Origin of the sequence: Polaromonas sp., from assembly GCF_016185115.1 — a bacterium.
Classification (GTDB): domain Bacteria; phylum Pseudomonadota; class Gammaproteobacteria; order Burkholderiales; family Burkholderiaceae_C; genus Polaromonas.
In genome coordinates this window covers 42,476-67,585 of record NZ_JACPOF010000021.1, presented here as the reverse complement: position 1 = coordinate 67,585, position 25,110 = coordinate 42,476, and the positions used below count along the sequence as shown (strand labels likewise).

Sequence of the window (25,110 nt, the reverse complement as noted above, 5' to 3'; positions counted from 1 at the left end):
ACACAAGCATGGTCACCAAAAAACCAAAAGGCCTGGGCCGCGGACTCGAAGCATTGCTGGGCCCCAAGGTCAGTGAAAACTCATCCGATGCCGACAACAACACCAGCAGCGTGAGCGGCCCCGGCCTGCCTGCATCGCTGCGGCTTTCAGACATGGTGGCCGGCCAGTACCAGCCGCGTACCCGTATGGACGAGGGCGCTTTGTACGAGCTGGCCGAGTCCATCAAGGTCCAGGGCATCATGCAGCCCATTCTGGTCAGGCGGCTAACCAGCGGCGCTAACGACGGCAAATACGAAATCATTGCCGGTGAGCGCCGCTTCCGCGCGGCCAAAATTGCCGGCCTGGACAGCGTGCCGGTTCTGGTGCGCGACGTGCCTGACGAGTCCGCCGCCGCCATGGCGCTGATTGAAAACATACAGCGCGAAGACCTCAACCCGCTTGAAGAAGCCCATGGCCTGCAACGTCTGGTGAAAGAGTTTGGGCTCACTCATGAACTTGCAGCGCAAGCCGTCGGTCGCTCGCGCAGCGCAGCGTCCAACCTGCTGCGCCTGCTGAACCTGGCCGAGCCGGTGCAGACCATGCTGATGGCCGGTGACATCGACATGGGCCACGCCCGGGCGCTTCTGGGCCTGGACCGCGCCACCCAGATCACGGCGGCCAACCAGATCAGCGCCAAAAAGATGTCAGTGCGCGAAGCCGAAAGCCTGGTCAAAAAACTCAGCGCCGAATTCTCGCTGCAGCCCCAAAAGGCCAGCAAGGAGAAATCCCGCGACACGCGCCGGGTGGAAGAAGAGCTTGCCGACCTGCTGACGGCCGAGGTCGAGGTGCGCATCAAAAAGCAGGTCAAGCGCAACGGCAGGCGCGAGGACGTGGGCGAGGTCGCCATTCATTTCGGCTCAATGGACGAACTGAACGGACTGATCGAGCGGCTCAGGGGCTCGAAGTAGTCATGTAGTTTGAGAGCGCGGCGTCTTTCAGCGCCCGCCCGCCACATCAATCACCGTGCCGTGCACATAAGACGAGGCATCCGACGCCAGCCACAGCGCCACATCGGCTACCTCCGCCGCAGAGCCCGAACGCCCGAGGGGCACAGCTGTCCTGGCCATCTGCTGCATTTTTTCAATGCCGCCGTGCAGATCGTGAATCTCGGTCGCAATCAGGCCGGGGCGTATCGCATTCACGCGTATGCCTTCACCGCCCACCTCCTTGCCCAGCGCCAGCGTGAAGGTGTCTATCGCCGCTTTTGATGCCGCATACGCAGCCCCACCGCCCAGCCCGCCCAGGCGCGACGCTACTGATGACATGTTGATGATGACGCCACCCTTGCCACCCTGCATGGTGGACATGCGCCTGATGGCCTCGCGCGAGCAGTAGTAAGTGCTGAACACATTCGCCGCAAACACATCGGCCACGTTGTGTTCATCCACAGCATCGACACGAAAGTTGGCGAGCACGCCCGCGTTGTTGACCAGCACATCGAGCTTGCCAAACGCAGCATCCAGCCGCTCGAACATGGTTACCACTTCATCAAGCCGGCTGACGTCAGCCTGCAGCGCAACAGCCTCGCCGCCTTCCTCCGCGATGGCTTTCACCACATCGTGCGCGGCCTTCTCGCTGCGCAGGTAATTCACACCCACGCGGTAACCCGAGCGTGCTGCCAGCAGCGCAATCTCTGCACCTATGCCGCGGCTGGCGCCCGTGACCAGCATTGTTTTTTTGGCCTTGCCCATCAGTGTGCTCATTCAGGCTGGATGTTGGCTTCCTTCACCAGCCGTGTCCACTTGATAACTTCGGTGCCGATAAAGGTCTTGAGCTGGTCCGGCTGCATGGGCATGGGTGCAATGCCTATGCCGGCCAGCTTTGTTTTCAGCTCGGCTTGCACGAGCGCGGCGTTGGTCGTCGCATTGAGTTTGTCGACCACATCCTTGGGCAAACCTGCAGGGCCGACGATGGCAAACCATGCCGTCACGTCAAAGCCGGGCAGCGCCTCGGCAAGTGCCGGCCAGTCGGGCGCCAGTGGCGTGCGTTTGGGCGACGTCACGCCCAGCGCGCGCATCGCACCACCTTTGGACTGCGCAAGTGCGTTGCCCGCATCCACAAAGGTGTAGTCAAGTGTGCCGCCCAGCACATCATTAACCGCCAGCGGAATGCCCTTGTAAGGCACGGGCAGCGTCTCCATGCCGCCCAGCTTGTTGAGCACCGCAATACTCACCTGCGAGCTTGACGAGCCATAACCCGCCGTCACCTTGCCGGGCCGCTGCTTTGCATAACCCACCAGGTCCTGCACGGTTTTTTGCGGCGCGTTGGCCTTGACCATCAGCACCAGCACGGTCTCGCCTATGCCCGCCACCGGCGAAAAATCCTTGTTCGGGTCATACGGAATTTTCTTGAGCAGCGCCACGTTTGACGAGATCGCAGAGTTCGAAGAAAACAGCAACGTGTAGCCATCAGGCGCAGCGCGTATGACTTCCATGGCCGCAATCGAACCGCCCGCACCGGGTTTGTTGTCGACCACAAAGGGCTGGCCCAGCACAGCGCTCAACTGCTGGCCAACGACACGCGCGGCCAGGTCAGTTGCAGCACCGGCAGGGAAGGGCACCACCAGCCGCACAGGCTTGGCCGGAAAGCCCTGCGCCTGCGCGCTGCCCATGGTGACAGCCACCAGAGAGGCCGCGCCCAGCGCAGTTACCAATGCCTTGAGCACAGAGCGCTTGTTCAGTTTTTTCATCTTGTCTCCTTTGTTATGAATCGTTGATCAGTTTTTTGCAGATGCATCAATGCCCAGCGTGAGCAGGTGAAACGACAGCGCCTTGCCGTGCATGTCCAGGTTCAATGAATCATTGACCCCGCCATCAAGCACATCGTCAATCACAAAATTCATCGCGCCCAGCAGCGGCAGCAGGTAACGCACAACCTTTGTCGGCTTGCGATGCGCAAAGTGTTCAGCCACACGCGCTTCTGTCACCTGCTGCACCAGCAGGTCGTAGTCTTCAGGCGTATAGGCAATCACGCTGATGTTGACCTTGTTGCCCTTGTCACCGGTGCGTGCGTGGGCGTAGTCGTAAAGGGTGTTCTGTTTCATGGTGTTCGCTGATGTGGTTCAGGCAAAGCTGAAGGATGCCGGCACCTGCGCACGCGCAATCAGGCATGACTGTGTCGACAGCCGCTGGCGCCTGGCCACACGCACACCGCCGCCACCCGCAGGCCCGCCCGTCCATAGCGCAGTGACCTCGCGCAGCAGGCGGTCAATCACCGCCAGCTCCAGGTGCTGGCCTGCCACGCGCAAACGAAGGTCTGTGAGTTGACCCACAGGCGCAGCGCCCAGCATGCGGTTACCGTCATCGCCCAGCACGCTGCTCACGCCTATCAAATCGAAGCGCAGCGGCAGCAATGGGCCCATGCGTTTTTGCATGATGTCCATCGCCAGCCGCGCACGCGCTTCGGCGTTGGGCCCGGCATAAGAGATCTCGCCCTCACCAAACCAGCCGCCGTCAAAAAACACATTCGCCTTCAGCGTGGCGGTACGCGCGTGACCGCGCACGCCGCTAAGCCGCACGCGGTCAGGCCCAAGCTGCGTCACGGTAGCGCCGGTGATATCGGCCACCACATCAGGCGTGATGTAGGTCGCCGGGTCATGCAGCTCATACAGCAGCTGCTCCTTCACCGTGCGCTCATCAACCAGGCCACCGGTATTGCTGGCCTTGGTGACGACGCAGCTGCCGTCTGCAGAAATCTCCGCAATCGGAAAGCCCACGTCTTCAAGCCCCGACACATCTTTTTTACCCGGGTCGGCGAAGTAACCGCCGCTGACCTGCGCGCCGCACTCCAGCAAATGCCCGGCCATGGTCGCACCCGCCATCGCGTCCCAGTTGTCGTGCGCCCAGCCGAAATGTGCCATCGCCGGGCCCAGCGTCAGCGACGGGTCGGCCACGCGGCCAGTCACCACAATCTGCGCACCGGCCTTGATGGCCTCTGCAATTTCAAACGCGCCCTGGTAAGCGTTGGCACACACAAAACGCGCTTCATCAAAACCCGCGCCCAGGTGTTGCTTGACGATGGCGCGGCCTTTGGTATCTGACAGGTCATCGCCCCTGACGACGGCGATGCGTGGCGTGGGCAGACCAAGCTCTTTCGCCAGCCGCTGTATGAGTTGCGCCGCACCGTCAGGGTTGGCCGCACCGAAGTTGCCGACGATGGTGATGCCGTGCTTCAGGCAATCGGCCAGCACGGGGCGCAGTTCCAACTCAAGCAGTGGTTCATAGCCTGCCTGCGGATTGGCGCGTTTGGCCAGCTGCTGTGTGGCGAGCGTGCGCTCGGCCAGGTTTTCAAATATCAGCGCAGCCGGGCCGCCACGTGCTATCAGGGTTCGCACCACAGGCGCACCTGCATCCACCCGGTCGCCAGAAAATCCGGCACCGCAACCTACGGCCAATGTCTCCATCACACGTCCTTGTTTTTCAGCCCCTGACTTTGCACCTTTGGCTTATGTATGTAAACTGAAATTATCCAAAGGACTATCCCGTTTTCCTGATGAATCTGTCTGGCCGTTTGATTGATGCCTTTCTGGCGCTGGAAGAAACCCGGCGCTTTGCCGTGGCTGCCGAGCGCTGCCACGTTTCAGCGTCGGCTTTCAGCCAGATGATCAGCCGCCTTGAAGAACAGGTCGGTGCGCGCCTCTTTGACCGCGACACGCGCAATGTGGCATTGACGCCTGAGGGCGAGGTGTTCTCGCAGGGTGCGCACCGCATCGCCGCCGAGATGGATGCCTCCCTGCACGAGCTGCGCGACCGCGCACAGCGCAACGTCGGCCGGGTGAGCATTGCAGGCCCGCCCTCACTCGCCGCATCCTGGCTACCGCAGCAGATGGCCAGCTTTCGCAGCGACTACCCCGGCATTGCGATGCGCCTGCATGATGTGGTGTCAGACCGCTGCCTTGAAATGGTGGCGCGCGGCGAGGTCGACTTCGGCCTCAATGCGCAGCGCGGCAACGTGCTGGAGTTCGAGGCGCAGCTGCTGTTCAATGAGCGCCTCTACCTGATCTGCCAGGCAGGCGACCAGCTGGCGCAAAACAAAAGCGTCCGCATGAAAGACCTGCGGCACCACGAGTTCATCCACAGCGTGCGCAGCGGCAGCGTCTGGCAGCAGATGCTGCCGGTGGTAAGTGCGGCCGGCATACGCGACAGCGGGCTGGAGGTCACGCAATTCGCGACCATGTCCGGCCTCATCGCCAACGGCTTCGGCATCAGCGTGGTGCCGCAGTTTGCGGTGGAGCTGTGCCGGCGTCCCGGCATTGCGGTGGTGCCCGTGCGTGACACCAAGGCGCGCCGGCCCATCTACATGATCAAGCGCAAACACCGCAGCCTGTCGGTGGCCGCGGCAGAAATGTGGAAGCGGCTCACCGAAGCAGGCCGTCAGCTGACCACCAACTTAAAGTGAAAAGATCTTGCCCGGGTTCATGATGTTCTTCGGGTCAAGCGCACGCTTGATGGTGCGCATCATGTTGACCGCGCCGTCACCGGCCTCGCTCAACAAAAAGTCCATCTTGTGCAGGCCCACGCCGTGCTCGCCGGTGCAGGTGCCCTCAAGCGCCAGCGCACGCGACACCAGCTTGTGGTTCAGCGCCTCAGCGGTTTCGCGTTCGGCCTGCGAGTTCGGGTCAATCAGGTAGCCGAAGTGAAAGTTGCCATCACCCACATGGCCGACCAGAAAGTACGGAATGCCGCTGGCATCGGCCTCGCTCACTGATTCAAGCAGGCAATCGGCCAGGCGCGAGATCGGCACACAGGTATCGGTCGAGATCGCCTTGCAGCCCGGCTTCGATTGAATCGCCGCAAAAAAAGCGTTGTGACGCGCGGTCCACAGCCGTGTGCGCTCTTCAGGCGTGCTGGCCCATTCAAACGCATTGCCGCCGTGGCCGCTGGCAATCTCCTGCACCAGCTCGGCCTGCTCTTTCACACCGGCAGGCGAGCCGTGAAACTCCATCAGCAGCATGGGCTCTTCACGCAAATTCAGTTTTGAATGCACATTCACCATGCGCACGGTGTTGTGGTCTATCAGCTCGACGCGCGCGATCGGTACGCCCATCTGTATCACTTCAATCGTGCTGCACACCGCCGCCTCAATGCTGGGGAATGAACACACCGCAGCCGATATCGCTTCGGGCAGGGGGTAAAGCCGCACCGTGACCTCAGTGATCACACCCAGCGTGCCCTCGCTGCCCACCATCAGGCGCGTCAGGTCATAGCCCGCCGATGATTTTTTGGCGCGCGTGCCGGTGCGGATGATCTCGCCCGAGGCCGTCACTACTTCAAGCGCCAGCACGTTCTCGCGCATGGTGCCGTAGCGCACGGCGTTGGTACCGCTGGCGCGCGTGGCGCACATGCCGCCCAGCGTTGCATCAGCGCCCGGGTCTATGGGAAAGAAGAGGCCTGTGCTTTTGACTTCTTCATTGAGCTGCTTGCGCGTCACGCCCGGCTGCACCGTCACCGTCAGGTCATCGTTGTTGATGTGCAGCACCTTGTTCATGCGGCCCAGGTCAATGCTGATGCCGCCCTGCACGGCCAGCAGGTGGCCTTCAAGCGAGGTGCCCACGCCGAAAGGAATCACCGGCACGCTGTATTGCGATGCGAGCTTCACCGCATCTGAAACATCAAGCGTGCTCTCGGCAAACACCACGGCAGACGGCGGCGGTGCGGCAAACGATGATTCATCGCGGCCATGCTGCTCACGCACCACCAGCGCGATGGAGCAGCGGTCGCCAAAACGCGCCTTCAATGCATCAAGCAGCGCCTGCGGTGTTTCACGCTGGGCAATGTCGGGGAGCAGGTGGCTGGGCAGGGGGGCGTTCATGGGGTCTCTCCAGGTGCTTCAATGCCGGTGCCGCGGGGCACTGGCTGTCAGCAAACATTATGGAGCAGGGCCCACGTGCGGGCGAGGCGGATAACCCCGTGCTGTCAGCCTTTGAAAGTCCTCGACGACACGCCGGGCAACTGGGGTGCACCAGCCGTTGCCGGCGCGTTGTGGCTCATCGTGACGCGCGCTTTTTTCTGCGCAGCATCACCATCGCCATCTGTGCCGTCAGGCGCCATGCCCCAGGCCATCGCGGTGGTCAGCAGCACCAGCGAGGGTATCGCGCGCAGGTAGCGCGGGCGGGCAAAAAAGGTCAGGGAGTTGATGGTTTTCACAGTGTTGAATCCTTTCGGTTGATTTCTTCTTGTGAACCGTTTTGTGAACCGGAGAGGACATCATGGACGGCGCCGTTAAACGCCTTGTGTCTGGCAGGTTGACGCCTGTAAGCAATTGCGCCAATGCTGCGCTGGCGCGGTTTGCCGGGCATCTTCTTTACACAGGCCGACTGGTGCAGATGAAAAAAAAAGGGCCTGCCATCTCTGACAGGCCCAGGCCTCGAAACTTGCTTATGACTAGCGTGCGTGCCAGCCGTCGCTGTGACGGGGGCGGGCAGGCTCGCGGCCATGCAACTGCTTGTCGCGGTCGCTGTGGCCCTGCTGCCGGTAGTCGCCATCATTCATCTGGCGGGCGCGGTGCACACTGACTCGGCCGCCGAATTCGCTGTCTGTGTCGCCTTGGTGGCGTTGTCTGTCACGCGAGTTAAACCTGTCTGCCATGCTGCTTCCTTAAATTGGCATTGAGTTACCGGCGGGTGTCTGGCTGTGACAACCCGCCGCCTTGCAGTTCATTCTGGGGAAGCAGAAATTTCCGCTTGTAGGACAAGGCCGCAACCGGGTGTCCTGTGCGCCTTGCAAGAGCGATGTCATCGCGGACTTCGATCCGCAATCCATGACCCTGTGCTCTAAACCAGAGGAGGGGGATGGATCCCGGATCGAGTCCGGGATGACACGTGAAGGGCCGGGCTCAACGGTCTCAATGCCGCCCGCCGCGCCGCGACTGCAGCTGGTTGCCGCCGCCCACATGTGATTCACGGTCGCTGCGGCTGTTGGCGGTACGCTGGCCTTCGTTGCGCTGGGTCGGTTTTTTGTCGCCGGTCTGGTTGTGGTCGTTTTCCACCTTGCCGCCATGGCCAGCGGGTTTGCCGCTTTCTTCCATCGACTCCTCCTGCGGGCTCACTTCCTGCTGCGCCTGGGCGGTCTGGTCGTGGGTGTTGATGCGTTTGGTCTGCTTCGCTGCCATGAGGGTCTCCTTGGGGATGGTTGGATGAACAAGTGCCCGGGTGAGCACAAGTCCATTCTGTGCAAGCCTCCTGGCGCGGGTGTCAGACATCGCCCCGTATGCGGGTGTGACGGGCGCGGGCAAGCAAATTGCTACTGTTTTAGTAGCAGCTCACGTGCGTATTTATTGGCCTGCAGCCGTTTTTGGCCCCTGAAAAGGCCTGTTTTTCGGCTTTTGGAGGCATTTTTGACCTGCTCCAGACGCCCAAAATGGCAAAAGTTAACTAGGAACTTAACTTTTCCGAAAATATTAACGTGTACGTTAAAAAATTAACGTACGCAGCAAAATCGCTCAGCGCCATGCCCCCGACTTGCCAGTGCGAACAAGGGCGTTTTGCCACAGCGCACGCCACCCTGATTCGGCCACGCCAGGCTTGTAAGCCCTGCATCTATAGATTTTCAGCCACATATATTGAGCAAAATCGATATTTATGTTCAATATATAAACCAATCAAAGTGGTTCACACCAGCAGCCGTACATATAATGAGCAAAATAACTGCTTTCTACTCAAAGTATTGCCATGCCCCGCGTCCACCTTCCGCTTTCGCCTTCATTGACCAGGCTGGCCCGGTCCTTGGGCCAGCGGCTTCAGCTCGCACGCTGCAGGCGCGAACTCTCCACCACCGTTTTCGCCGAAAGAGTGGGGATCTCCCGCAACACCCTCAAGCGGCTGGAAGAGGGCGACCCCAACGTCTCTCTCGGCACCTACCTGCGGGCGATGCGCGTGCTGGGGCTGGAGACCGACCTCGACAGCATCGCCAGTGACGACCAGCTGGGCCGCAAGCTGCAGGACCTGAAATCACTGGGTCACCGGGCCACCCCCGTGCTGCCACAGCCCTAGCGCCGGCGCATCATGGCCAGTCCAAAAAACATACAGCAGGCACGGGCCGCCATTGAGATCCATCTGGACGCACCCGAACTTGGCAAGGCCATACAGATCGGCACCCTCTACCCCAACGACGCCCGCATCAATCTCGCCCCCTCGTTCGAATACACCGCAGACTGGCTGGGCAACGCCCGGCGTTTTCTGCTTGACCCGCGACTGGACCTGTACGGCGGCGAGCAACACGCCGCGCAAACACGGGGCTTCGGCATCTTTCTGGATTCAGCACCTCACCGCTGGGGCCGGGTGCTCATGGAGCGCCGCGAGGCCAGCCAGGCCAGAAAAGAAGGGCGCACCATGCGCCACCTGAACGACCTGGACTTCATGCTCGGCGTACACGACTTCACCCGCACAGGCGCGCTCAGGTACCGCGCCGGGCCAGACGCGCCTTTCATGGACGACCACCCGCTGCCGGCGCCACCGCTGACCGACCTGCGCGAGCTGGCCGCGATTGCGCAAAAGCTCGACGCACCCGGCGTAGAAGAACTGCCCGAATACGAACAGTGGCTCGCCATGCTCATTGCCCCCGGCAGCTCGCTGGGCGGGGCCAGGCCCAAGGCAAGCTACACCGCCGCCGATGGCACCCTGTGGCTGGCGAAATTCCCCGCCCACAACGACCGTTATGACTGGGGCAGCTGGGAATACCTCACCCACCAGCTCGCGCGTGAAGCAGGCATCCACGTGCCCGCCTCAAGCAGGCTCGCTCTCAGCGACAGGTACCACACCTTCTGCGTTCAGCGCTTCGACCGAAACGTCAATGGCAACCCGCAGGCAAGGCGCATGTACGCATCGGCCATGACCCTGCTCGAGCGCACCGACGGCGATCCCGGCGCCAGCTATCTCGATCTTGTGGAAGTGCTGGAGACCCAGGGCGGCACAGGCCTGACGGAAGACCTCGCGCAACTCTTTCGCCGCGCCGTCTTCAACCTGCTCGCCGGCAACCGCGACGATCATCTTCGCAACCACGGGTTTGTTCGCCTGCCCGACGGCTGGCGCCTGAGCCCGGCCTTTGACATGAACCCCAACCGCGACAAACACCAGCACGCACTGACCTGGGACGGCAAGACCGCAGAGCCCGACATAGATGCACTCAAGGCAACAGCGGCTTACTACCGCATTCAGCCAGAAGACGCCCAGACCATCATCGACCAGGTCAGGACCGCCGTTGCATCATGGCAGGACAAGGCCAGGGCCCTGCAACTACCCGGCACAGAAATTCAGGCCATGGAAAACGTCTTTGCCGTATGACCGTTTTCAGCTAAAAAGGCATGTCAGAACTCCACCTCGAAAGACGCCGCCACCCACCCCATGCACCTCTTCGGCCTCGTGCCCTGGCCCCGCGTAGGCTGGATCATGTCCATAGAGCCCGCCACAAAAGAAATGCTGCACGACGCCTTCGACCTGCCGCACACCGTGGCCAGCTATCTGCTGTATGTGTGGGTCGCGCATCTGGGCGGCGCGTTGAAGCACCAGTTCGTTGACAAGGATCCTGAGTTGCAGCGGATGTTGCCATAGGAGAGCGATGCACTAACATGCCGCAAAACGATTTCTATGAAGATCACTATCAATAGCGATGAGTTCAAGGCCTGGCATGAGGTCGGCCACGCCACTATTTGCTTGCACATGGGCGGCGACCTAGACTGCATCGAATTTCTTGAAGGCGATGCAAGAGGCTTCGCGGTCGCGCGCTGCTGCGATGTCATGCCGGACATGGAACGGAGTGTGGCGTGCGGTGGATATGCTGCTGAGTTCTACTTGGTGCAAACCGGTCTCGTTGACTGGGTTGACCTACAAGAAATCAGCGCGACTGTACTTGGTAATGCTTGGCGAGACCGTCAGGAGTTCGCCGGGCGCACGGTAACTGAAGACAATGACTTCACGAAAGAGGAAGACGAGGAGTTTGTGCGCCATGCGACACAAGCTGTTGCCCCGATCTTCCAGCTGTACTTTTCGAGGATGCAGAACGTCGTGAGCGAGCTGCTTGCTGCGAGAAAAATCGACGGCGCGCGTGTCAAGGAACTCCTGCAACTCGGCATTCCTCCTTAAGACGCGGGCGAAGTCATACCTTTTGAGCCAAAAACTTTGACCGTAATAAAACTTCTTCGCGGTGATATTCCAAATAATTTCGCTGCCCCAACGAGAAGTTACCCACATTGAATTTCTCGCCACGAGAGAGGCCCATCCGTGCCAAAGAGTCCATGTGCGCCACAGGCGAAATCAGAAGATCTCCATTTCCTTCAAAGCCAATGAATCCTTGGTCAAACAAATGATCCATCGTCGGCGTAAGCAGCAGCCCATTCTCACCATCCAGCCGCTCTTGATTCGACGAGTCCCGCCAAGGTTTGCAATGACTCGCTCTTAAGTGTTCTTCCTTGGTCACACCGGTGATTCGGCAAGCTCTCTCGAGTTCCATCACTCGCTGCTTAAAAAGACCTTGCCCTCGACGAGCCATCACAACCGTTTCTTTTTCAGTCTCTGTGATCTTGTTATCGCTCTTAATCTGGGCGATTAAGTGGTCCTCCCATTGAAGCTGGATCACTGAAGACTGCGGGGGATCGGTTTCGGTGACTCGGAATCCCATAACCACGGATCGCGCCTCTGCGCCAAGAAGGTCAACAAGAGCAGCCGCGAATGCGTCCGTTAAATATGTGAGGTAAACGCCCTGCATGCCGACGCCATCAGGTCGTAAAGGTGCGTATAACCTTTGCAGGAGCGGGGCAAGGACATCCATGTAGTCAGATGGCCTAATTCGTGACCGAAGTTCAACAAAAGAGACATTGACACGCCAGCCAATATTTTCCCAATACGCGCCAGTCAAGCCAAATTCAGCAGGTTTGGGCGCCTCTTGGGCATGAGAAGTAGCTGTCCCAATCGCAGCAATCACTGTTCCAGCAAAAGAAAAAACTACATCCCCAGGCGCAACTTCACGCATGAAATCGTAAAAGGGATTTCTCGCTTGGTTTGATTTGCGTTTAGGCGACCAGAGGTAGCCGCCCTGAATCTCTTGGCGATAAGTCTGGTTTTGATTGACCCACCAATACCGCAACGGCTTTTCCTCGAGGGCCAGACGAATGTCTGGTGAAGCGCGCAAAAATTACGCGGGAGGCGCGGAAATTTCAGATACCGAAGAAGTTATTTATAGCGTTTATCTGAACCGCCAATATGCTCGACAGACTCCAAAATTGCAGCGTAAACTTTTACCATCCTGCTCTGCTGCTTGCTAGCAAAAACACTGGTTAGATCTACTATCTCCGCAGTTTTTTTCCGCGGTAACTCGGTTTGATCCGGTGCCATCTGTAAATCTAATTCAAGCTGCGTTTGGTCCATCGTCATTCCCCTTGGCTACCTCCGCCGAATTCACGAGATTCTTACTGACGAGAGACTTTACCACCAAGCCCTCCAAGGCTGGAAGGGCCTCAAGACTCTTTTCCAGTCTTGGAACGCCATTTTTCGGCGCAATTTTGATTACGCGGCCTTTTTCCTTACGTGAATCTGGCGTCATTCGGAACAACGATAGGTATTTTGTTGGAGCCACACCGTCATAAGGAAGTATTCGCATCTTGCCGGTTTCAGTCTCTCGCTCAGACACTGCGTCATCATGTAGCTTTGTAGCAAGACTCTTTTTATATGGCTCGATGTAATAAACCTCTTTTATCCCACTTGCAACGATATGGCGCGCGCAAGAATGGCAAGGATATGTGGTCACGAATAGCATTCCTCCGTGAACTCTACTTCCGCTACTTTTCAGAGCCGTAAGAATTGCATGCATTTCCGCATGAATCGATCGCGAAAACTCGATTAAACCTCGAAGCCTTTTATCTTTTATAACGGTCTCAACCGCAGCGTCCATAGATCCGGTGGAGATATATGGGCTTAGCGACTGCACGATTTGTCGTGCCAAGCCATCTTTTTCCTCGTCATTGAAACATTTCCCGCCATCTTTGTTCCAGCAGCGTAGATCTCGTTCTCCATTTGGATCAGTGTCATGCTCTGTTTGGTACAGCCCACCAAAAGCTCGCGGCACGTCATTCCAGCCGGTTGACAAAATTTCGCCCTCAGAATCAGTGATGGCAGCACCTACTTGCCGGGACAGACAAGCTGAATTACCTGCTGCGGACGCTGCAGCGTACATCGCAGTCTCAGCTCTTGTAGGCGTGATTATTTTGGTTCCCAAAATCAGATGTAAAAATCTTTCGACTCTGCTTTTCAATTGCGATTCCGAATTCGATGCCATCCTCAGAAAAAAATCGCATTGAGGAAACGTTTTAGCAACTGTCTGCCCTTCTTCCAACTCTTCACCAGAGTCTCTATCCATCAACTTGTAGATCTCCGCTACGTCCATCCCTTTATTTTTGAGATTCTGCTCCCTTGTTTCTAATGGTGCAAAAACACCCACTACATACAGAACCTCTCGGTATACAGTGCGAAGTAGTGTCATCTCTTCTTGATTCTTAATTGAATCAATAATGTGGCAAACCCGTCTTGGCGTATATTGTCCGGTAGTGGCATCCCGTCCCTTGAGCTCTCTATCCAACCTTATTTGATTTACAGCGAGTTCTGCTAAAACGCTGTTACCAAATGCTTTGCGCATGTCATTTCCATGCGTAATCAAGGCATCAATGCGACTAGCAGCATTTCCATTGCCTGACGAAATTGGAGTTGAGAGCTTCGCTCCATTCTCACTAATAAATTGGCTCAGCTTTATGACATTGCACGAGTCATACGCAAACGTTTCTTCCAGCATATCTTTGATTTTCTCTGCAACGGCATGCATCGGTGAACCGATTGGGCCGCATAGAGCAATTACCAACTCATTAGTGTGAGTAGAAGAAATTAAGTCCTTAATCTTCAATGGAGAGAACAAATCCCCCTTACTCACAGCGTCATTAGCAGCTTTAGGTTTTTGAGCAGTCGCCATGTCTCCCCCTTTATTAAATTTTTCACGTCGGCTGGTGAGGTCACCAAAATAACTTGCAAGCAGAACCTCACCTGAATTTCAAAATATCACGCCCGGAATCTTGTGGTTCTTCAGCTGATAAAACGCCTCAACCCGCCCCTTCTACTCGATCGTCCACGGGTTCCGGTTGCGGTCGACCCTGTTGCCTACAGGCATCTTTGTGTTGATCTGCCCTCGCCAATGAAATACTCATGGAGATCAAGCTCTCCTACGTCTCTCAAGGCATGATAACTTCCCAGCACGCAGACACAAAGGACAGAGCCAAAATGGGGACCCCTATTCATTGACCCCCTGAAATCAAATGTCAGACGAATGATTTACGGCGATGAATCAAAGCCTGTCTAACCGGCATATCTCGCCATCAACGTCCCCACAGCTGGCTTGGCACACCGCTGTAACGCCATCAAAACGCCGTGATCTGCCTTTGCAACCCGATGCCGTGTACGCAAATCATTCTGGATCTGCCCAAGCAACGACGCAGCCATTTCAGCATCAGCCATAGCCCTGTGCGCGCGTCCAGCCCTGGGCAAACGGTGATAGTCCACCAGCACACCAAGCTTGTGGCTGGGCGCCTGCGGGTAAAGCCGTCTGGCAACCAGCATGGTGCAGGCAAAAGGTTGCATGGCGGCTTCCCCTGCGCGCGTCAGTTCAGCCTGCCAGAACCTGCGGTCAAACGAAGCGTTATGCGCCACCATAGGTGCGCTGCCTACAAAGCGGCTGGCGTCGCGCATGACGCTCTCTGCGGCGGGCGCAGCGGCCACCATTGCATTGGTGATGCCCGTCAGGCTGGTAATAAAAGCGGGGATGTGCAGGCCTGCATTCATCAGGCTCTGAAAGCGGTCGACCACCTGGCCATCTTCAACCAGCACGATGGCTACTTCAGTCGCGCGGTCGCCCATGGTGGGTGACAGGCCGGTGGTCTCGAAGTCGATGACGGCGATGCAGGTCATGTGCTGGCTGCGATCAAGGTCATCTGCTGTTTGCTTCTACGACTTGCCCGTAGCGGCGGGGCCGATTTTGTCCTGCGTCTGGGTGTCGAAATCACTGGCGTCGTGGCGCTCATGCAGCTGGCTTGAGGGCTCGCCCATCACGCGGTTGACCATGCGGCCGCGTTGTACGGCAGGACGCAACGCGATTTCATCCGTCCATCGCAACACGTTTTTGTACTCGTGCACGCTGAGGAACTCGCCTGCACCGTAGGCCAGGCCCTTGACCAGGTTGCCGTACCAGGGCCACACGGCCATGTCGGCGATGGTGTAGTCGTCACCGGCGAGGTAGTGGTGCTCTGCAAGATGGCGGTCCAGCACATCGAGCTGGCGCTTGACTTCCATGGCGTAACGATTGATGGGGTATTCAAACTTGGCAGGTGCGTAAGCGTAGAAATGACCAAAGCCGCCACCCAGAAACGGCGCACTGCCCATCTGCCAGAACAGCCACGACAGACATTCGGCACGCTCAGCGCCACCAGCGGGCATAAAGGCAACAAACTTCTCGGCCAGGTACTGCAGAATGGCGCCCGACTCAAACACACGCACAGGTGTTTTGCCGCTGCGATCCATCAGCGCCGGGATTTTTGAGTTGGGGTTCACCGCCACAAAGCCACTGCCAAACTGGTCACCATCATTGATGCGAATCAACCAGGCGTCGTACTCGGCGCCGCTGTGGCCCAGTGCAAGCAGCTCTTCAAGCATGATGGTGACCTTGACGCCATTGGGCGTGGCCAGTGAGTAAAGCTGCAGCGGGTGCTTGCCGACTGGCAGTTCCTTGTCATGCGTGGCACCAGCAATTGGGCGGTTGATGCTGGCAAACTTGCCACCGCTTTCCTTGTCCCAGGTCCAGACTTTGGGCGGGACGTATTCATCTGCGTTGCTCATCAGGTGCCCTTTTTCGGATTGCGCCGCTTACTTGTAAAACGCTTCGACCTTGCCCTTGAGCTTGATCGTCAGCGGGTTGCCCTTGCGGTCGACCTTGTTGCCCACGGGTACCTTGATCCAGCCTTCGCTGATGCAGTACTCCTGCACGTCGTTGCGCTCCTTGTCGTTGAAGCGGATGCCGACCTCGTGCTCAAAAATTTCTTTCACGAAATGCGGGCTGCGTTCGTCGGTAGAGAGGTGATCGGGCAACTCGGGGCGTGCGATGGGTTCGGTCATGGGTCAGGGCAAAGAATTTATTAATGAGGTTTCAATCAACGAACATCAAACGTCGATGTTCGCTGCGCGCAGGGCGTTCTGCTCGATGAACTCGCGGCGGGGTTCGACCTCGTCGCCCATCAGCATGGTGAACACGCGGTCGGCTTCGATGGCGTCGTCGATCTGCACGCGCAGCAGGCGGCGTACTGTTGGGTCCATCGTGGTTTCCCACAACTGCTCGGGGTTCATCTCGCCCAGGCCTTTGTAGCGCTGGCGTGAGGTGGCGTTTTCTGCCTGGCCAATCAGCCATTTCATCGCTTCGCGGAAGTCGCTGACTTTTTCTTCCTTCTGGCGCTCACCTTCACCGCGCATGACCTTGGCACCTTCGCCGATGAGGTCCTTGAACGTGGCGGCTGCATCAGCCAGAGTGGCATAGTCGGCGCCGTGCACAAAGTCTTGTGTGAGCACACTGCTCTTGACGTTGCCGTGGTGGCGGCGGCTGATGCGCAGGATGGGCTTGTCGGTGCGTACGTCGAATTCGCCGGCGACTTCAGCGGTGGGCAAAAACTTCTGCAGCAGGGCGGCCGAGGCTTCAGCATCGGCCACGGTGTCGAGGTTAAGGCTGATGCCGTCTGCAATCGCCTTCAGGGCTTCTGCATCCATGAAGTCGCGCAGGCGGGCAATGACAGACTCGGCCAGCTGGTGTTTGCGTGCCAGCTCTGCCAGCGTTTCGCCATTGAGCAGGCTGCCGCCTTCGCCTGCGGTTTGCAACGACGCGTCTTTGAGCGCAATGCGCAGCAAAAAGCCGTCTAGCGCTGCGGTGTCTTTGAGGTACTGCTCTTCCTTGCCGGCCTTGACCTTGTACAGCGGCGGCTGGGCAATGTAGATGTGACCACGCTCGACCAGCTCGGGCATCTGGCGGTAAAAGAAAGTGAGCAGCAGCGTACGAATGTGGGCGCCGTCAACGTCAGCATCGGTCATGATGATGATGCGGTGGTAACGCAGCTTGGCGACGTTGAAGTCATCGTTGCCGGTGCTGCCACCGGCCTTGCCTATGCCGGTGCCCAGGGCAGTGATGAGCGTCAAAATTTCATTGCTGGTGAGCAGCTTTTCATAACGCGCTTTTTCAACGTTCAGGATCTTGCCGCGCAGGGGCAGGATTGCCTGGAACTTGCGGTCACGGCCCTGCTTGGCAGAGCCACCGGCGGAGTCACCCTCGACCAGGTAGATCTCGCACATGGCGGGGTCTTTCTCCTGGCAATCGGCCAGCTTGCCGGGCAGGCCCATGCCGTCGAGCACACCTTTGCGGCGCGTCATGTCACGCGCCTTGCGGGCGGCTTCACGCGCTCGGGCGGCTTCAATGATTTTGCCGACGATGATCTTGGCATCGGCCGGGCGCTCCTGCAGGTAGTCGTACAGCAGCTTGCTGACGATGTCTTCCACCGGGCCGCGCACCTCGCTCGACACCAGCTTGTCTTTGGTCTGGCTTGAGAACTTGGGCTCAGGCACCTTGACCGACAGAACGCAGCACAGGCCTTCACGCATGTCGTCGCCGGTGACTTCGACCTTGGCTTTTTTCGCGATCTCTGAATCGTCGATGTATTTGTTGATCACACGCGTCATGGCGGCGCGCAGGCCGGTCAGGTGGGTACCACCATCACGCTGGGGAATGTTGTTGGTAAAACAGAGGACCTGCTCGCTGTAACCGCTGTTCCACTGCATGGCAACTTCAACACCGATGTTGGTGCCCTGGTCGCTCTGGCGGTCGCCCATGGCAGCAAACACATTGGGGTTGAGAACCGTCTTGCCCTTGTTGATGAAGTCAACAAAACCCTTGACGCCGCCGGCGCCAGCAAAGTCGTCTTCCTTGCCGCTGCGTTCGTCTTTCAGGCGAATACGCACGCCGTTGTTCAGAAAGCTGAGCTCGCGCAGGCGCTTGCTCAAAATTTCGTAATGAAAGTCGTTGTTCTCTTTGAAGATGTCGGTGTCGGGCAAAAAGTGAACTTCAGTGCCGCGCTTGTCGGTATCGTCCATCACCTTCATCGGTGACACATCAACGCCGTCAACCTGTTCAATGATGCGGTTCTGCACAAAGCCGCGTGAGAACTCCATGACATGCACCTTGCCGTCTCGGCGAATCGTCAGGCGCAGCATTTTGCTCAGGGCGTTAACGCAACTCACACCCACGCCGTGCAGGCCGCCTGAGACCTTGTAGCTGTTCTGGTTGAACTTGCCGCCGGCGTGCAACTCGGTTAATGCAATTTCAGCAGCAGAGCGCTTGGGCTCATGCTTGTCGTCCATCTTGATGCCGGTCGGAATGCCGCGGCCGTTGTCTGTAACGCTGACCGAGTTGTCGGTATGGATGGTGACCACGATGTCGTCGCAATGGCCGGCCAGTGCTTCGTCGATGGAGTTATCAACCACCTCAAACACCAGGTGATGCAGGCCAGTACCGTCAGATGTGTCGCCGATGTACATGCCAGGGCGCTTGCGCACGGCTTCAAGGCCTTCAAGAATCTGGATGGAGCCTTCACCATAGGCTTCAGACGCGCCGGCCTGGTTGGTATCTATCTTGGGCTGGTAATTGGAGCTTGCCTCGCCTGCATCGCCGTTGTTGACGTTCACCAGGGCGTCGTTGTTAGGTGTTTCAGCTTTGTTTTCTTCAGTCATACCGGCTTCTTTATCCAATCTTCATCCGGCGTGGCCGGATTTCTTCAATCTCTTGAATGACCAAACCCGCTTTGGTAAGCGGGTCTGGGGGTTTTATTTTTATGGTCTATCGCAGTTGCATCTGACTTGTCTCTTCACTCTTGCGTGACTTAAATCCGCATCGGCATCACGACGTATTTGAAGGCCGCATCGTCGGGAATGGTGAGCAGTGCAGAGCTGTTCGAATCAGCCAGCTCAATCTTCACCATGTCCTGGTCCATGTTGGCCAGTGCGTCAATGAGGTAGGTGACGTTAAAACCGATTTCAATCGCATCGCCTGCGTAGTCGATGTCGAGCTCGTCGACGGCTTCTTCCTGTTCCGCGTTGTTGGACGCCACGCGCAAGGTGCCCGGCTCAATGTTCAGGCGCACGCCCTTGAACTTCTCGCTGGTCAGGATGGCTGTGCGCTGCAGGCTGGCCAGCAGTGGTTGGCGACCCAGCGTGATGATGTTTTTGTGGTTCTTGGGAATGACGCGGTTGTAGTCTGGGAACTTGCCTTCGACCAGCTTGGTGACGAACTCCATGCCTTCAAAACTGAACTTGGCCTGGTTGCCGGCGAACTGCATTTCAATCGCACCCTCTTTGTCGCTGAGCAGGCGCTGCATTTCGAGCACTGTCTTGCGCGGCAAAATCACTTCCTGTTTTGGCACTTCAACATCGAGCGTGGCGGACGAGAAAGCCAGGCGGTGGCCATCGGTGGCGACCAGGCTGAGCTGCTTGCCTTCAGCGACGAACAAAATGCCGTTGAGGTAGTAGCGAATGTCATGCACAGCCATGGCAAACGACACCTGGTTGAGCAGTTCTTTCAGGGTCTTTTGCGGCACCGAGAAGGCCGGGCCGAAGTTGGCGGCTTCCTGCACCAGCGGAAAGTCTTCAGCCGGCAGGGTCTGCAGCGTGAAGCGGCTCTTGCCACCCTTTAGGATCAGCTTGTTCTGCGCCGACTCGAGCGACACGGTCTGGTCGCTGGGCATGGAACGCAGGATATCGATGAGCTTGCGAGCGCCGACCGTGGTGGTGAAGTTGCCGCTGTCGCCTTCAAGCTCGGCCGTGGTGCGGATCTGGATTTCAAGATCGCTGGTCGTCAGCTGAAGCTGCGAGCCTGTCTTGCGGATCAACACGTTGGCAAGAATCGGCAGCGTGTGCCGACGCTCGACGATACCGGCGACCGATTGCAGTACCGACAAAACTTTATCCTGGGTAGCTTTCAGAACGATCATGACTTCCTCTTGTTCTTTCTCTTTAATTCTTTAATTCAAATTAGTAGTAGTAGTAAGGGCAGCTGCTATCTGTGGATAGCGCTATTTTCCCCTTTTTGATCAAGCACTTGGCGATTGTTTAACCTTGTGTTGAATACCCCTGCGAGACCTGCTTCGAAACATGAACAACTTTGGGTTTGGCGTCCTGCCTGTGGATAAGCCATGGGTTGTTCAAAACTTATACCCATGGTTATCAGGGAAGGGTTTTCCCGTGCTTTATCTCCCGTTTTGTCATCCCGGACTTGATCCGGCATCCATGACTTTGATTTCAGCGCTGAATGCGGGGTCATGGATTGCGGATCGAGTCCGCAATGACGGTCAGGGGAGTTGATGGCAAGAAACATCTTCATCATCCCTTGAGCGTCTGTTCAAGCACGTGCAATTGCTGGTTGAGCTCGGTCATCTGCTGGCGCTCGGCAGACATCTTGCGTACGGCATGCAGCACGGTGGTGTGGTCACGGCCGCCGAAGAGCTCGCCGATCTCTGGCAGGCTCTTCTGGGTGAGTTCCTTGGCCAGGTACATGGCGATCTGGCGCGGCCGGGCAATGCTGGCCGGGCGCTTCTTGGAATACATGTCGGCGACCTTGATCTTGTAATAGTCGGCGACTGTCTTCTGGATGTTCTCGACAGAGATCTGGCGGTTTTGTATGGAAAGCAGGTCGCGCAGGGCTTCGCGGGCCAGCTGGATGGAGATTTCCTTCTGGTTGAAACGCGAATAGGCGAGGATTTTGCGCAGGGCGCCTTCAAGCTCGCGCACATTGGAGCGCACGTTCTTGGCGACGAAGAAGGCAACTTCTTCGGGCATGACGGCAGCTTCGGCGGCTGCCTTGTTGATCAGGATAGCGACGCGCATCTCGAGTTCAGGCGGCTCGATGGCGACAGTCAGGCCGGAGTCAAACCGGGAAACCAGGCGTTCATGAATGTCTGTCAGGCCCTTGGGATAGGTGTCGGACGTCATCACGATGTGAGACTTTTTGGTTAACAGCGCTTCAAAGGCGTTGAAGAATTCTTCCTGCGTGCGGTCCTTGTTGGCGAAGAACTGGACGTCGTCAATCAGCAATAAATCGAGCGAATGGTAACGCTCCTTGAATTCATCGAAAGTCTTGCGCTGGTAGGCCTTAACCACATCCGACACAAATTGCTCGGCGTGGATGTAGAGAACTTTGGCCGCGGGGTTGTCTGATAACAGCTTGTTGCCGATGGCGTGCATCAGGTGGGTTTTGCCCAAACCAACGCCGCCATATATAAAAAGCGGGTTGTAAAGCTGGCCCAGGCTGCTGGCCACATGCATGGCGGCGGCGCGGCCCATGCGGTTGGCCGTGCCTTCAATCAGGGTGTCAAAGGTCAGCGCGGTATTGAGCCGGTTCTTGAATGGCGCGCCGGCGACGTCTTCAGCCACGCCCAGGCCCACAGGCTCGGGAACGCCAGAGCCTTCAAAGGCGCGTGTGATGGATGCTGATTTATTGGGGGCCTCACGCGGAGCGAGCGCTAACTCAAGCTGAATACTATGGCCCGAAACTTTCTCAAGCAGGGCAGAAATACGGGCGGCGTATTGGGCGCGGATCCAGTCGAGCTTGAAACGGTTGCCGACTTGAATGGTGACCTTGGAGAGGTCGTCGGCGACGTCGGCAGCCAGCGGACGAATCCAGGTGTTGAACTGCTGCTCGGGCAATTCCTGGGCAAGATGCTCAACGCAGGTCTGCCACAAACTGTGGCTCATGTTCAGCGCCGAAGCTTCACTCATGGCGGCTCCGGTTGGCCGCGTTGATAATCGTTGTCATTGAGCGCTTGTGGATATTCTTTGTTTTTGGCAGCCGCGATTGTACCTGCGGGGGCAAGTTATCCACAAAATAAATTGCTGCGGGTTTAAACCTATATTCACGTTATCTGCAGGCTTGCCGGGGAGCTTTACCGGCTGGCTGGCCTGGCATTGTGGGCTTCTCAGCCATTGCGCCAAATAAGCCGCCTAACTTGTTGCCAGCCATGGGAAATCTGCGATAATCATGGGTTTCCCTGATTCGCGTCCCAGGCCTTCAATGGCCCATAAAGATCAATTGTGATGATTGATTCTTGTGAGCCGGCTTTTACTGGCGGACATTTGTCAGCGGTCAAAAAGGCAGGTCCTGGTGGTTGAGCTTTGAAAAAAGCTTTAAAGCCGGCGCGCCGAAAACAGCAACAGTAACCAGTAGCACTAGTAAGAGCAGCCATCATGAAACGTACATATCAGCCATCCAAAGTCAAGCGCGCGCGCACCCACGGTTTCCTGACCCGCATGAAGACCCGCGGCGGCCGCGCAGTGATTGCTGCACGCCGCGCCAAGGGCCGCAAGCGCCTGGCAGTCTAAGCTTCACGCTGAAGGCTTCTTCAGGCCGGTCCCGGACGGGTTTTGTGCAAAGGCTTAAAACCCGGCCCCAGTTCCAGGCGGTTCTTGCGGGCAGCGTGATTGCCAAAACTGAGCATTTTGTTTTGCACTGCAACGGCCTTGATACCACTGCACCCAAGGCCGAGCCGGGCCCTGAACGCCGACCTGATGGCGCGAAAGAACTTTCTTCGCGCAAAAACATTCCCGATAACGGCACTGCTGCGCCTGCCGACATATCTGTCCAGGGACTGTTCCCGGTTCAGGACATATGGATAGGCGCCATGGTGCCCAAGCGCTGGGCAAAGCGTGCGGTGACCCGCAACGCCATCAAAAGGCAGATCTACAACGTGAGTGCCGATTCCATGCAGAACTATCCACAGGCGGCCTTTTTGGTTCGCCTGCGGCGTGAGTTTTCACGCAAGGAGTTTTTGAGCGCCACGTCGACGCAGCTGAAAGAAGCCGTGCGTCATGAAGTGCAGGCCTTGATGAAAGCCGGTGTCGCCTCTACATGAGGCCCAGCCCATCGTGCGCATGAAACCTTTTCTGGCCGTTTTCTTTCGTTTGCCGCAAACCGTGCTCATGGGCCTGGTGAAGGCCTACCGCTTGCTGCTCAGCCCCTGGCTGGGCTCGTCGTGCCGTTTTGAACCCACCTGCTCCGCCTATTCGCTGCAGGCGCTGCAGGAATACGGTGCGGTGTACGGCACTTACTTCACATTGCATCGCCTGGTGCGCTGCCAGCCCTGGTGTGATGGGGGTCACGACCCTGTTCCACCGCGCAGGCCGCATGCCGATACCCGCACATCCCTGTTTACCCGTCTCGTCACACCCGTGACTTCCACCCCCTCTAAAAAGAAGCCGTCATGAACGACATCCGCCGCACCATTTTGTGGGTGATTTTTGGTTTTTCCATGGTCCTGCTGTGGGACCAGTGGCAAGTCCACAATGGCAAACAGCCAACCTTTTTCCCAAGCGCCGCTAGCTCCAAGGCGGTTGCGCCTGCTGCTGTACCCGCCGCCTCATCGGCCGCTGTGCCTGGCGGTGTGCCTTCTGCAGTGCCATCGCCCGTGGCGACTGGCGCAACCAGTGTGCCGGGCATGGTGTCTGCACCCGGCAGCGTGCCACCTGCGCCGCTTCAGGGCGTGAAAGAACGCATCGTGGTGAACAGCGATGTGTTTACACTGACCTTCGATACCGAAGGCGGCACGCTGGTCAAGTCGTCGTTCAACAAATTCAAGGACCAGGCCAACAAGGACCAGGGGTTTGTATTGCTGGACGAAAGCAGCAACCGCGTTTACGTTGCACAAACCGGCCTGATCGCTGCCGGTACCGGTGGCCCTGCATTGCCAACGCATAAAACCATCATGGTTGCCGCCCCCGGTGAACGCAGCCTGAAAGACGGCCAGAACGAGCTGGTGGTGAAGTTTGAATCGCCCGATGTTGGCGGCCTGAAACTGATCAAGACCTACACCATCAAGCGCGGCGCCTACGACATTGCTGTGCGCCATGAAGTGGTCAACACCGGCAGCACCGCGGTATCGCCACAGCTGTATTACCAGCTGGTGCGTGACGGCAACCCGCCACCGGGCGAGTCGTCTTTCTATTCAACCTTCACTGGCCCTGCGATCTACACCGAGGCCAAGAAGTACCAGAAGATTGAATTCAAGGACATCGAAAAAGGCAAGGTTGAAGTCGAAAAAACAGCGACCAACGGCTACATCGCCATGGTGCAGCACTACTTTGCATCGGCCTGGATTCTGGGCGACGGCATCAAGCGCGACCTGTTTGAACGCAAGGTTGACAACAACCTCTACGCGGTCGGCATGATCACATCGCTGGACACCATTGCAGCAGGTACAAGCAAGGCCATAGACGCGAAGTTTTTTGTCGGCCCGCAGGAAGAAAAAACACTTGAAGCCATGGCGCCCGGCCTGGAGCTGGTCAAGGACTATGGCTGGCTGACCATCCTGGCCAAGCCGCTCTATTGGTTGCTGGACAAGCTGCACGGCTTTATCCAGAACTGGGGCTGGTCCATCGTGGCATTGGTGCTGTTGCTGAAGATTGCCTTCTACTGGCTCAATGCCAAGGCTTACGCCAGCATGGCCAAGATGAAATCCATCAACCCCAAGATCATGGAAATGCGCGAGCGCCTGAAAGACAAACCCCAGGAAATGCAGCAGCAGATGATGAAGATCTACAAGGAAGAAAAGGTCAACCCGATTGGCGGCTGCTTCCCCATCATGATCCAGATCCCCGTGTTTATTGCGCTGTACTGGGTGTTGTTGTCCAGCGTTGAAATGCGCGGCGCGCCGTGGATGTTGTGGATCAGGGATTTGTCTTCACCAGACCCGTATTTCATCCTGCCAGTGATCATGACGCTCACCACCATGCTGCAGACCGCGCTGAACCCTGCACCACCCGACCCGATGCAGGCCAAGCTGATGTGGTTCATGCCGCTGATTTTCAGCGTGATGTTCTTCTTCTTCCCGTCCGGCCTGGTGCTGTACTGGATCACCAACAACATTTTGTCGATCGCACAGCAGTGGGTCATCAACACGCGTATGGGCGTGCCGCCACAGTTCAACTTACCGAAGTTTAAGTAACCCCCCGAAGCGTCTTCGACGCCCTCC

27 protein-coding genes and 1 pseudogene are annotated in these 25,110 nt (G+C 57.7%); 10 read left to right on the top strand and 18 right to left on the bottom strand.

The window, feature by feature from the left end:
- The first annotated feature begins 8 nt into the window (after nucleotides 1–8).
- On the top strand, nucleotides 9–947 hold the full coding sequence (locus HYX42_RS15720) for a ParB/RepB/Spo0J family partition protein (protein ID WP_293404692.1): 939 nt from the start codon (nucleotides 9–11) through the stop codon (nucleotides 945–947).
- A gap of 27 nt (nucleotides 948–974) precedes the next feature.
- Here the strand turns inward: HYX42_RS15720 and HYX42_RS15715 are convergent, their stop codons facing one another.
- From HYX42_RS15715 to HYX42_RS15700, 4 genes are read right to left on the bottom strand one after another with little or no spacing between them, the layout of a single operon-like run.
- Entirely contained in the window at nucleotides 975–1,742 is a 768-nt protein-coding gene (locus HYX42_RS15715) for an SDR family oxidoreductase (RefSeq protein ID WP_293404690.1), read from the bottom strand.
- Nucleotides 1,739–2,728 (bottom strand): tripartite tricarboxylate transporter substrate binding protein, encoded by a 990-nt coding sequence (locus tag HYX42_RS15710; protein WP_293404688.1) that lies wholly within the window; start codon nucleotides 2,726–2,728, stop codon nucleotides 1,739–1,741. The genes HYX42_RS15715 and HYX42_RS15710 overlap by 4 nt, the downstream gene beginning before the upstream one ends.
- A gap of 27 nt (nucleotides 2,729–2,755) precedes the next feature.
- Entirely contained in the window at nucleotides 2,756–3,082 is a 327-nt protein-coding gene (locus HYX42_RS15705; protein ID WP_293404685.1) for a hypothetical protein, read from the bottom strand.
- Nucleotides 3,083–3,100: 18 nt separating this feature from the next.
- Nucleotides 3,101–4,441, bottom strand: a complete 1,341-nt coding sequence (locus tag HYX42_RS15700) for an acyclic terpene utilization AtuA family protein (RefSeq protein WP_293404683.1) — start codon at nucleotides 4,439–4,441, stop codon at nucleotides 3,101–3,103.
- A gap of 89 nt (nucleotides 4,442–4,530) precedes the next feature.
- Here HYX42_RS15700 and HYX42_RS15695 point away from each other — a divergent pair, with 89 nt between their 5' ends.
- Complete coding sequence (locus tag HYX42_RS15695; protein WP_293404680.1) at nucleotides 4,531–5,436, top strand: LysR family transcriptional regulator; 906 nt, start codon at nucleotides 4,531–4,533, stop codon at nucleotides 5,434–5,436.
- Here the strand turns inward: HYX42_RS15695 and HYX42_RS15690 are convergent.
- The 4 genes from HYX42_RS15690 to HYX42_RS15675 all read right to left on the bottom strand — a co-directional run bounded on the left by HYX42_RS15690 (nucleotide 5,428) and on the right by HYX42_RS15675 (nucleotide 8,064).
- Complete coding sequence (locus HYX42_RS15690; protein ID WP_293404678.1) at nucleotides 5,428–6,849, bottom strand: FAD-linked oxidase C-terminal domain-containing protein; 1,422 nt, start codon at nucleotides 6,847–6,849, stop codon at nucleotides 5,428–5,430. The two genes, HYX42_RS15695 and HYX42_RS15690, sit on opposite strands and share 9 nt — an antisense overlap.
- Before the next feature lie 104 nt (nucleotides 6,850–6,953).
- On the bottom strand, nucleotides 6,954–7,184 hold the full coding sequence (locus HYX42_RS15685; RefSeq protein ID WP_293404677.1) for a hypothetical protein: 231 nt from the start codon (nucleotides 7,182–7,184) through the stop codon (nucleotides 6,954–6,956).
- A 237-nt stretch (nucleotides 7,185–7,421) separates the two neighbouring features.
- Nucleotides 7,422–7,625: a hypothetical protein gene (locus tag HYX42_RS15680; RefSeq protein ID WP_293404676.1), complete on the bottom strand. Its 204-nt coding sequence runs from the start codon at nucleotides 7,623–7,625 to the stop codon at nucleotides 7,422–7,424.
- A gap of 256 nt (nucleotides 7,626–7,881) precedes the next feature.
- Entirely contained in the window at nucleotides 7,882–8,064 is a 183-nt protein-coding gene (locus HYX42_RS15675) for a hypothetical protein (RefSeq protein ID WP_293405424.1), read from the bottom strand.
- Between the two features lie 643 nt (nucleotides 8,065–8,707).
- Here HYX42_RS15675 and HYX42_RS15670 point away from each other — a divergent pair.
- From HYX42_RS15670 to HYX42_RS15655, 4 genes and pseudogenes are all read left to right on the top strand, one after another.
- The gene (locus HYX42_RS15670) at nucleotides 8,708–9,028 is read left to right on the top strand and encodes a helix-turn-helix transcriptional regulator (RefSeq protein WP_293404675.1); all 321 of its coding nucleotides are present in this window, start codon (nucleotides 8,708–8,710) and stop codon (nucleotides 9,026–9,028) included.
- 12 nt (nucleotides 9,029–9,040) lie between these two features.
- Nucleotides 9,041–10,318: a type II toxin-antitoxin system HipA family toxin gene (locus tag HYX42_RS15665; RefSeq protein ID WP_293404673.1), complete on the top strand. Its 1,278-nt coding sequence runs from the start codon at nucleotides 9,041–9,043 to the stop codon at nucleotides 10,316–10,318.
- A gap of 48 nt (nucleotides 10,319–10,366) precedes the next feature.
- Nucleotides 10,367–10,585: pseudogene (locus HYX42_RS15660) on the top strand (cytochrome b/b6 domain-containing protein); the annotation flags it as partial.
- Between the two features lie 36 nt (nucleotides 10,586–10,621).
- Nucleotides 10,622–11,116, top strand: a complete 495-nt coding sequence (locus HYX42_RS15655; RefSeq protein WP_293404669.1) for a hypothetical protein — start codon at nucleotides 10,622–10,624, stop codon at nucleotides 11,114–11,116.
- Nucleotides 11,117–11,129: 13 nt separating this feature from the next.
- Here HYX42_RS15655 and HYX42_RS15650 read toward each other — a convergent pair whose 3' ends face one another.
- From HYX42_RS15650 to dnaA, 10 genes are all read right to left on the bottom strand, one after another.
- The gene (locus HYX42_RS15650; protein WP_293404668.1) at nucleotides 11,130–12,161 is read right to left on the bottom strand and encodes an HNH endonuclease signature motif containing protein; all 1,032 of its coding nucleotides are present in this window, start codon (nucleotides 12,159–12,161) and stop codon (nucleotides 11,130–11,132) included.
- A gap of 41 nt (nucleotides 12,162–12,202) precedes the next feature.
- Nucleotides 12,203–12,397, bottom strand: a complete 195-nt coding sequence (locus HYX42_RS15645; protein ID WP_293404666.1) for a hypothetical protein — start codon at nucleotides 12,395–12,397, stop codon at nucleotides 12,203–12,205.
- On the bottom strand, nucleotides 12,378–13,988 hold the full coding sequence (locus tag HYX42_RS15640; protein WP_293404664.1) for an anti-phage dCTP deaminase: 1,611 nt from the start codon (nucleotides 13,986–13,988) through the stop codon (nucleotides 12,378–12,380). The genes HYX42_RS15645 and HYX42_RS15640 overlap by 20 nt, the downstream gene beginning before the upstream one ends.
- Nucleotides 13,989–14,368: 380 nt before the next feature.
- Nucleotides 14,369–14,977, bottom strand: coding sequence for a 3'-5' exonuclease (locus HYX42_RS15635; RefSeq protein WP_293404662.1), 609 nt, complete (start codon nucleotides 14,975–14,977; stop codon nucleotides 14,369–14,371).
- A 36-nt stretch (nucleotides 14,978–15,013) separates the two neighbouring features.
- A complete protein-coding gene (gene yghU, locus HYX42_RS15630; RefSeq protein ID WP_293404660.1) occupies nucleotides 15,014–15,901 on the bottom strand; it encodes a glutathione-dependent disulfide-bond oxidoreductase in 888 nt (295 codons plus the stop codon).
- Between the two features lie 27 nt (nucleotides 15,902–15,928).
- Nucleotides 15,929–16,177 carry a DUF3297 family protein gene (locus HYX42_RS15625; RefSeq protein ID WP_293404658.1) on the bottom strand — a complete coding sequence of 83 codons (249 nt, stop codon included), beginning with the start codon at nucleotides 16,175–16,177 and terminating at the stop codon, nucleotides 15,929–15,931.
- A 45-nt stretch (nucleotides 16,178–16,222) separates the two neighbouring features.
- On the bottom strand, nucleotides 16,223–18,826 hold the full coding sequence (gyrB, locus tag HYX42_RS15620) for a DNA topoisomerase (ATP-hydrolyzing) subunit B (protein WP_293404656.1): 2,604 nt from the start codon (nucleotides 18,824–18,826) through the stop codon (nucleotides 16,223–16,225).
- 149 nt (nucleotides 18,827–18,975) lie between these two features.
- A complete protein-coding gene (gene dnaN / locus HYX42_RS15615) occupies nucleotides 18,976–20,082 on the bottom strand; it encodes a DNA polymerase III subunit beta (RefSeq protein WP_293404654.1) in 1,107 nt (368 codons plus the stop codon).
- A 65-nt stretch (nucleotides 20,083–20,147) separates the two neighbouring features.
- Nucleotides 20,148–20,465, bottom strand: coding sequence for a hypothetical protein (locus HYX42_RS15610; protein ID WP_293404652.1), 318 nt, complete (start codon nucleotides 20,463–20,465; stop codon nucleotides 20,148–20,150).
- A gap of 5 nt (nucleotides 20,466–20,470) precedes the next feature.
- Nucleotides 20,471–21,865, bottom strand: coding sequence for a chromosomal replication initiator protein DnaA (gene dnaA, locus HYX42_RS15605; protein ID WP_293404650.1), 1,395 nt, complete (start codon nucleotides 21,863–21,865; stop codon nucleotides 20,471–20,473).
- Nucleotides 21,866–22,330: 465 nt separating this feature from the next.
- Here dnaA and rpmH point away from each other — a divergent pair, with 465 nt between their 5' ends.
- Genes rpmH through yidC form a run of 4 tightly spaced genes read left to right on the top strand, consistent with a single transcriptional unit; the run spans nucleotide 22,331 to nucleotide 25,083 of the window.
- Complete coding sequence (gene rpmH / locus HYX42_RS15600; RefSeq protein ID WP_007862708.1) at nucleotides 22,331–22,465, top strand: 50S ribosomal protein L34; 135 nt, start codon at nucleotides 22,331–22,333, stop codon at nucleotides 22,463–22,465.
- A 44-nt stretch (nucleotides 22,466–22,509) separates the two neighbouring features.
- Nucleotides 22,510–22,995, top strand: coding sequence for a ribonuclease P protein component (locus tag HYX42_RS15595; protein WP_293404634.1), 486 nt, complete (start codon nucleotides 22,510–22,512; stop codon nucleotides 22,993–22,995).
- Between the two features lie 19 nt (nucleotides 22,996–23,014).
- Complete coding sequence (gene yidD, locus HYX42_RS15590) at nucleotides 23,015–23,347, top strand: membrane protein insertion efficiency factor YidD (protein ID WP_293405422.1); 333 nt, start codon at nucleotides 23,015–23,017, stop codon at nucleotides 23,345–23,347.
- Entirely contained in the window at nucleotides 23,344–25,083 is a 1,740-nt protein-coding gene (gene yidC / locus HYX42_RS15585) for a membrane protein insertase YidC (protein ID WP_293404631.1), read from the top strand. The genes yidD and yidC overlap by 4 nt, the downstream gene beginning before the upstream one ends.
- The last annotated feature ends 27 nt before the right edge of the window (nucleotides 25,084–25,110 follow it).

Bases quoted from the DNA above. Each gene is read 5' to 3' on its own strand.
- HYX42_RS15670 (WP_293404675.1), top strand. From the start codon at position 8,708: ATGCCCCGCGTCCACCTTCCGCTTTCGCCTTCATTGACCAGGCTGGCC.
- HYX42_RS15695 (WP_293404680.1), top strand. From the start codon at position 4,531: ATGAATCTGTCTGGCCGTTTGATTGATGCCTTTCTGGCGCTGGAAGAA.
- HYX42_RS15610 (WP_293404652.1), bottom strand. From the start codon at position 20,465: ATGTTTCTTGCCATCAACTCCCCTGACCGTCATTGCGGACTCGATCCG.
- HYX42_RS15675 (WP_293405424.1), bottom strand. From the start codon at position 8,064: ATGGAAGAAAGCGGCAAACCCGCTGGCCATGGCGGCAAGGTGGAAAAC.
- dnaN (WP_293404654.1), bottom strand. From the start codon at position 20,082: ATGATCGTTCTGAAAGCTACCCAGGATAAAGTTTTGTCGGTACTGCAA.
- HYX42_RS15640 (WP_293404664.1), bottom strand. From the start codon at position 13,988: ATGGCGACTGCTCAAAAACCTAAAGCTGCTAATGACGCTGTGAGTAAG.
- HYX42_RS15690 (WP_293404678.1), bottom strand. From the start codon at position 6,849: ATGAACGCCCCCCTGCCCAGCCACCTGCTCCCCGACATTGCCCAGCGT.
- HYX42_RS15720 (WP_293404692.1), top strand. From the start codon at position 9: ATGGTCACCAAAAAACCAAAAGGCCTGGGCCGCGGACTCGAAGCATTG.
- yidC (WP_293404631.1), top strand. From the start codon at position 23,344: ATGAACGACATCCGCCGCACCATTTTGTGGGTGATTTTTGGTTTTTCC.
- HYX42_RS15710 (WP_293404688.1), bottom strand. From the start codon at position 2,728: ATGAAAAAACTGAACAAGCGCTCTGTGCTCAAGGCATTGGTAACTGCG.
- HYX42_RS15715 (WP_293404690.1), bottom strand. From the start codon at position 1,742: ATGAGCACACTGATGGGCAAGGCCAAAAAAACAATGCTGGTCACGGGC.
- HYX42_RS15665 (WP_293404673.1), top strand. From the start codon at position 9,041: ATGGCCAGTCCAAAAAACATACAGCAGGCACGGGCCGCCATTGAGATC.
- HYX42_RS15645 (WP_293404666.1), bottom strand. From the start codon at position 12,397: ATGGACCAAACGCAGCTTGAATTAGATTTACAGATGGCACCGGATCAA.
- rpmH (WP_007862708.1), top strand. From the start codon at position 22,331: ATGAAACGTACATATCAGCCATCCAAAGTCAAGCGCGCGCGCACCCAC.
- HYX42_RS15700 (WP_293404683.1), bottom strand. From the start codon at position 4,441: ATGGAGACATTGGCCGTAGGTTGCGGTGCCGGATTTTCTGGCGACCGG.
- yghU (WP_293404660.1), bottom strand. From the start codon at position 15,901: ATGAGCAACGCAGATGAATACGTCCCGCCCAAAGTCTGGACCTGGGAC.
- dnaA (WP_293404650.1), bottom strand. From the start codon at position 21,865: ATGAGTGAAGCTTCGGCGCTGAACATGAGCCACAGTTTGTGGCAGACC.
- HYX42_RS15625 (WP_293404658.1), bottom strand. From the start codon at position 16,177: ATGACCGAACCCATCGCACGCCCCGAGTTGCCCGATCACCTCTCTACC.
- HYX42_RS15680 (WP_293404676.1), bottom strand. From the start codon at position 7,625: ATGGCAGACAGGTTTAACTCGCGTGACAGACAACGCCACCAAGGCGAC.
- HYX42_RS15655 (WP_293404669.1), top strand. From the start codon at position 10,622: ATGAAGATCACTATCAATAGCGATGAGTTCAAGGCCTGGCATGAGGTC.
- yidD (WP_293405422.1), top strand. From the start codon at position 23,015: ATGAAACCTTTTCTGGCCGTTTTCTTTCGTTTGCCGCAAACCGTGCTC.
- HYX42_RS15635 (WP_293404662.1), bottom strand. From the start codon at position 14,977: ATGACCTGCATCGCCGTCATCGACTTCGAGACCACCGGCCTGTCACCC.
- gyrB (WP_293404656.1), bottom strand. From the start codon at position 18,826: ATGACTGAAGAAAACAAAGCTGAAACACCTAACAACGACGCCCTGGTG.
- HYX42_RS15705 (WP_293404685.1), bottom strand. From the start codon at position 3,082: ATGAAACAGAACACCCTTTACGACTACGCCCACGCACGCACCGGTGAC.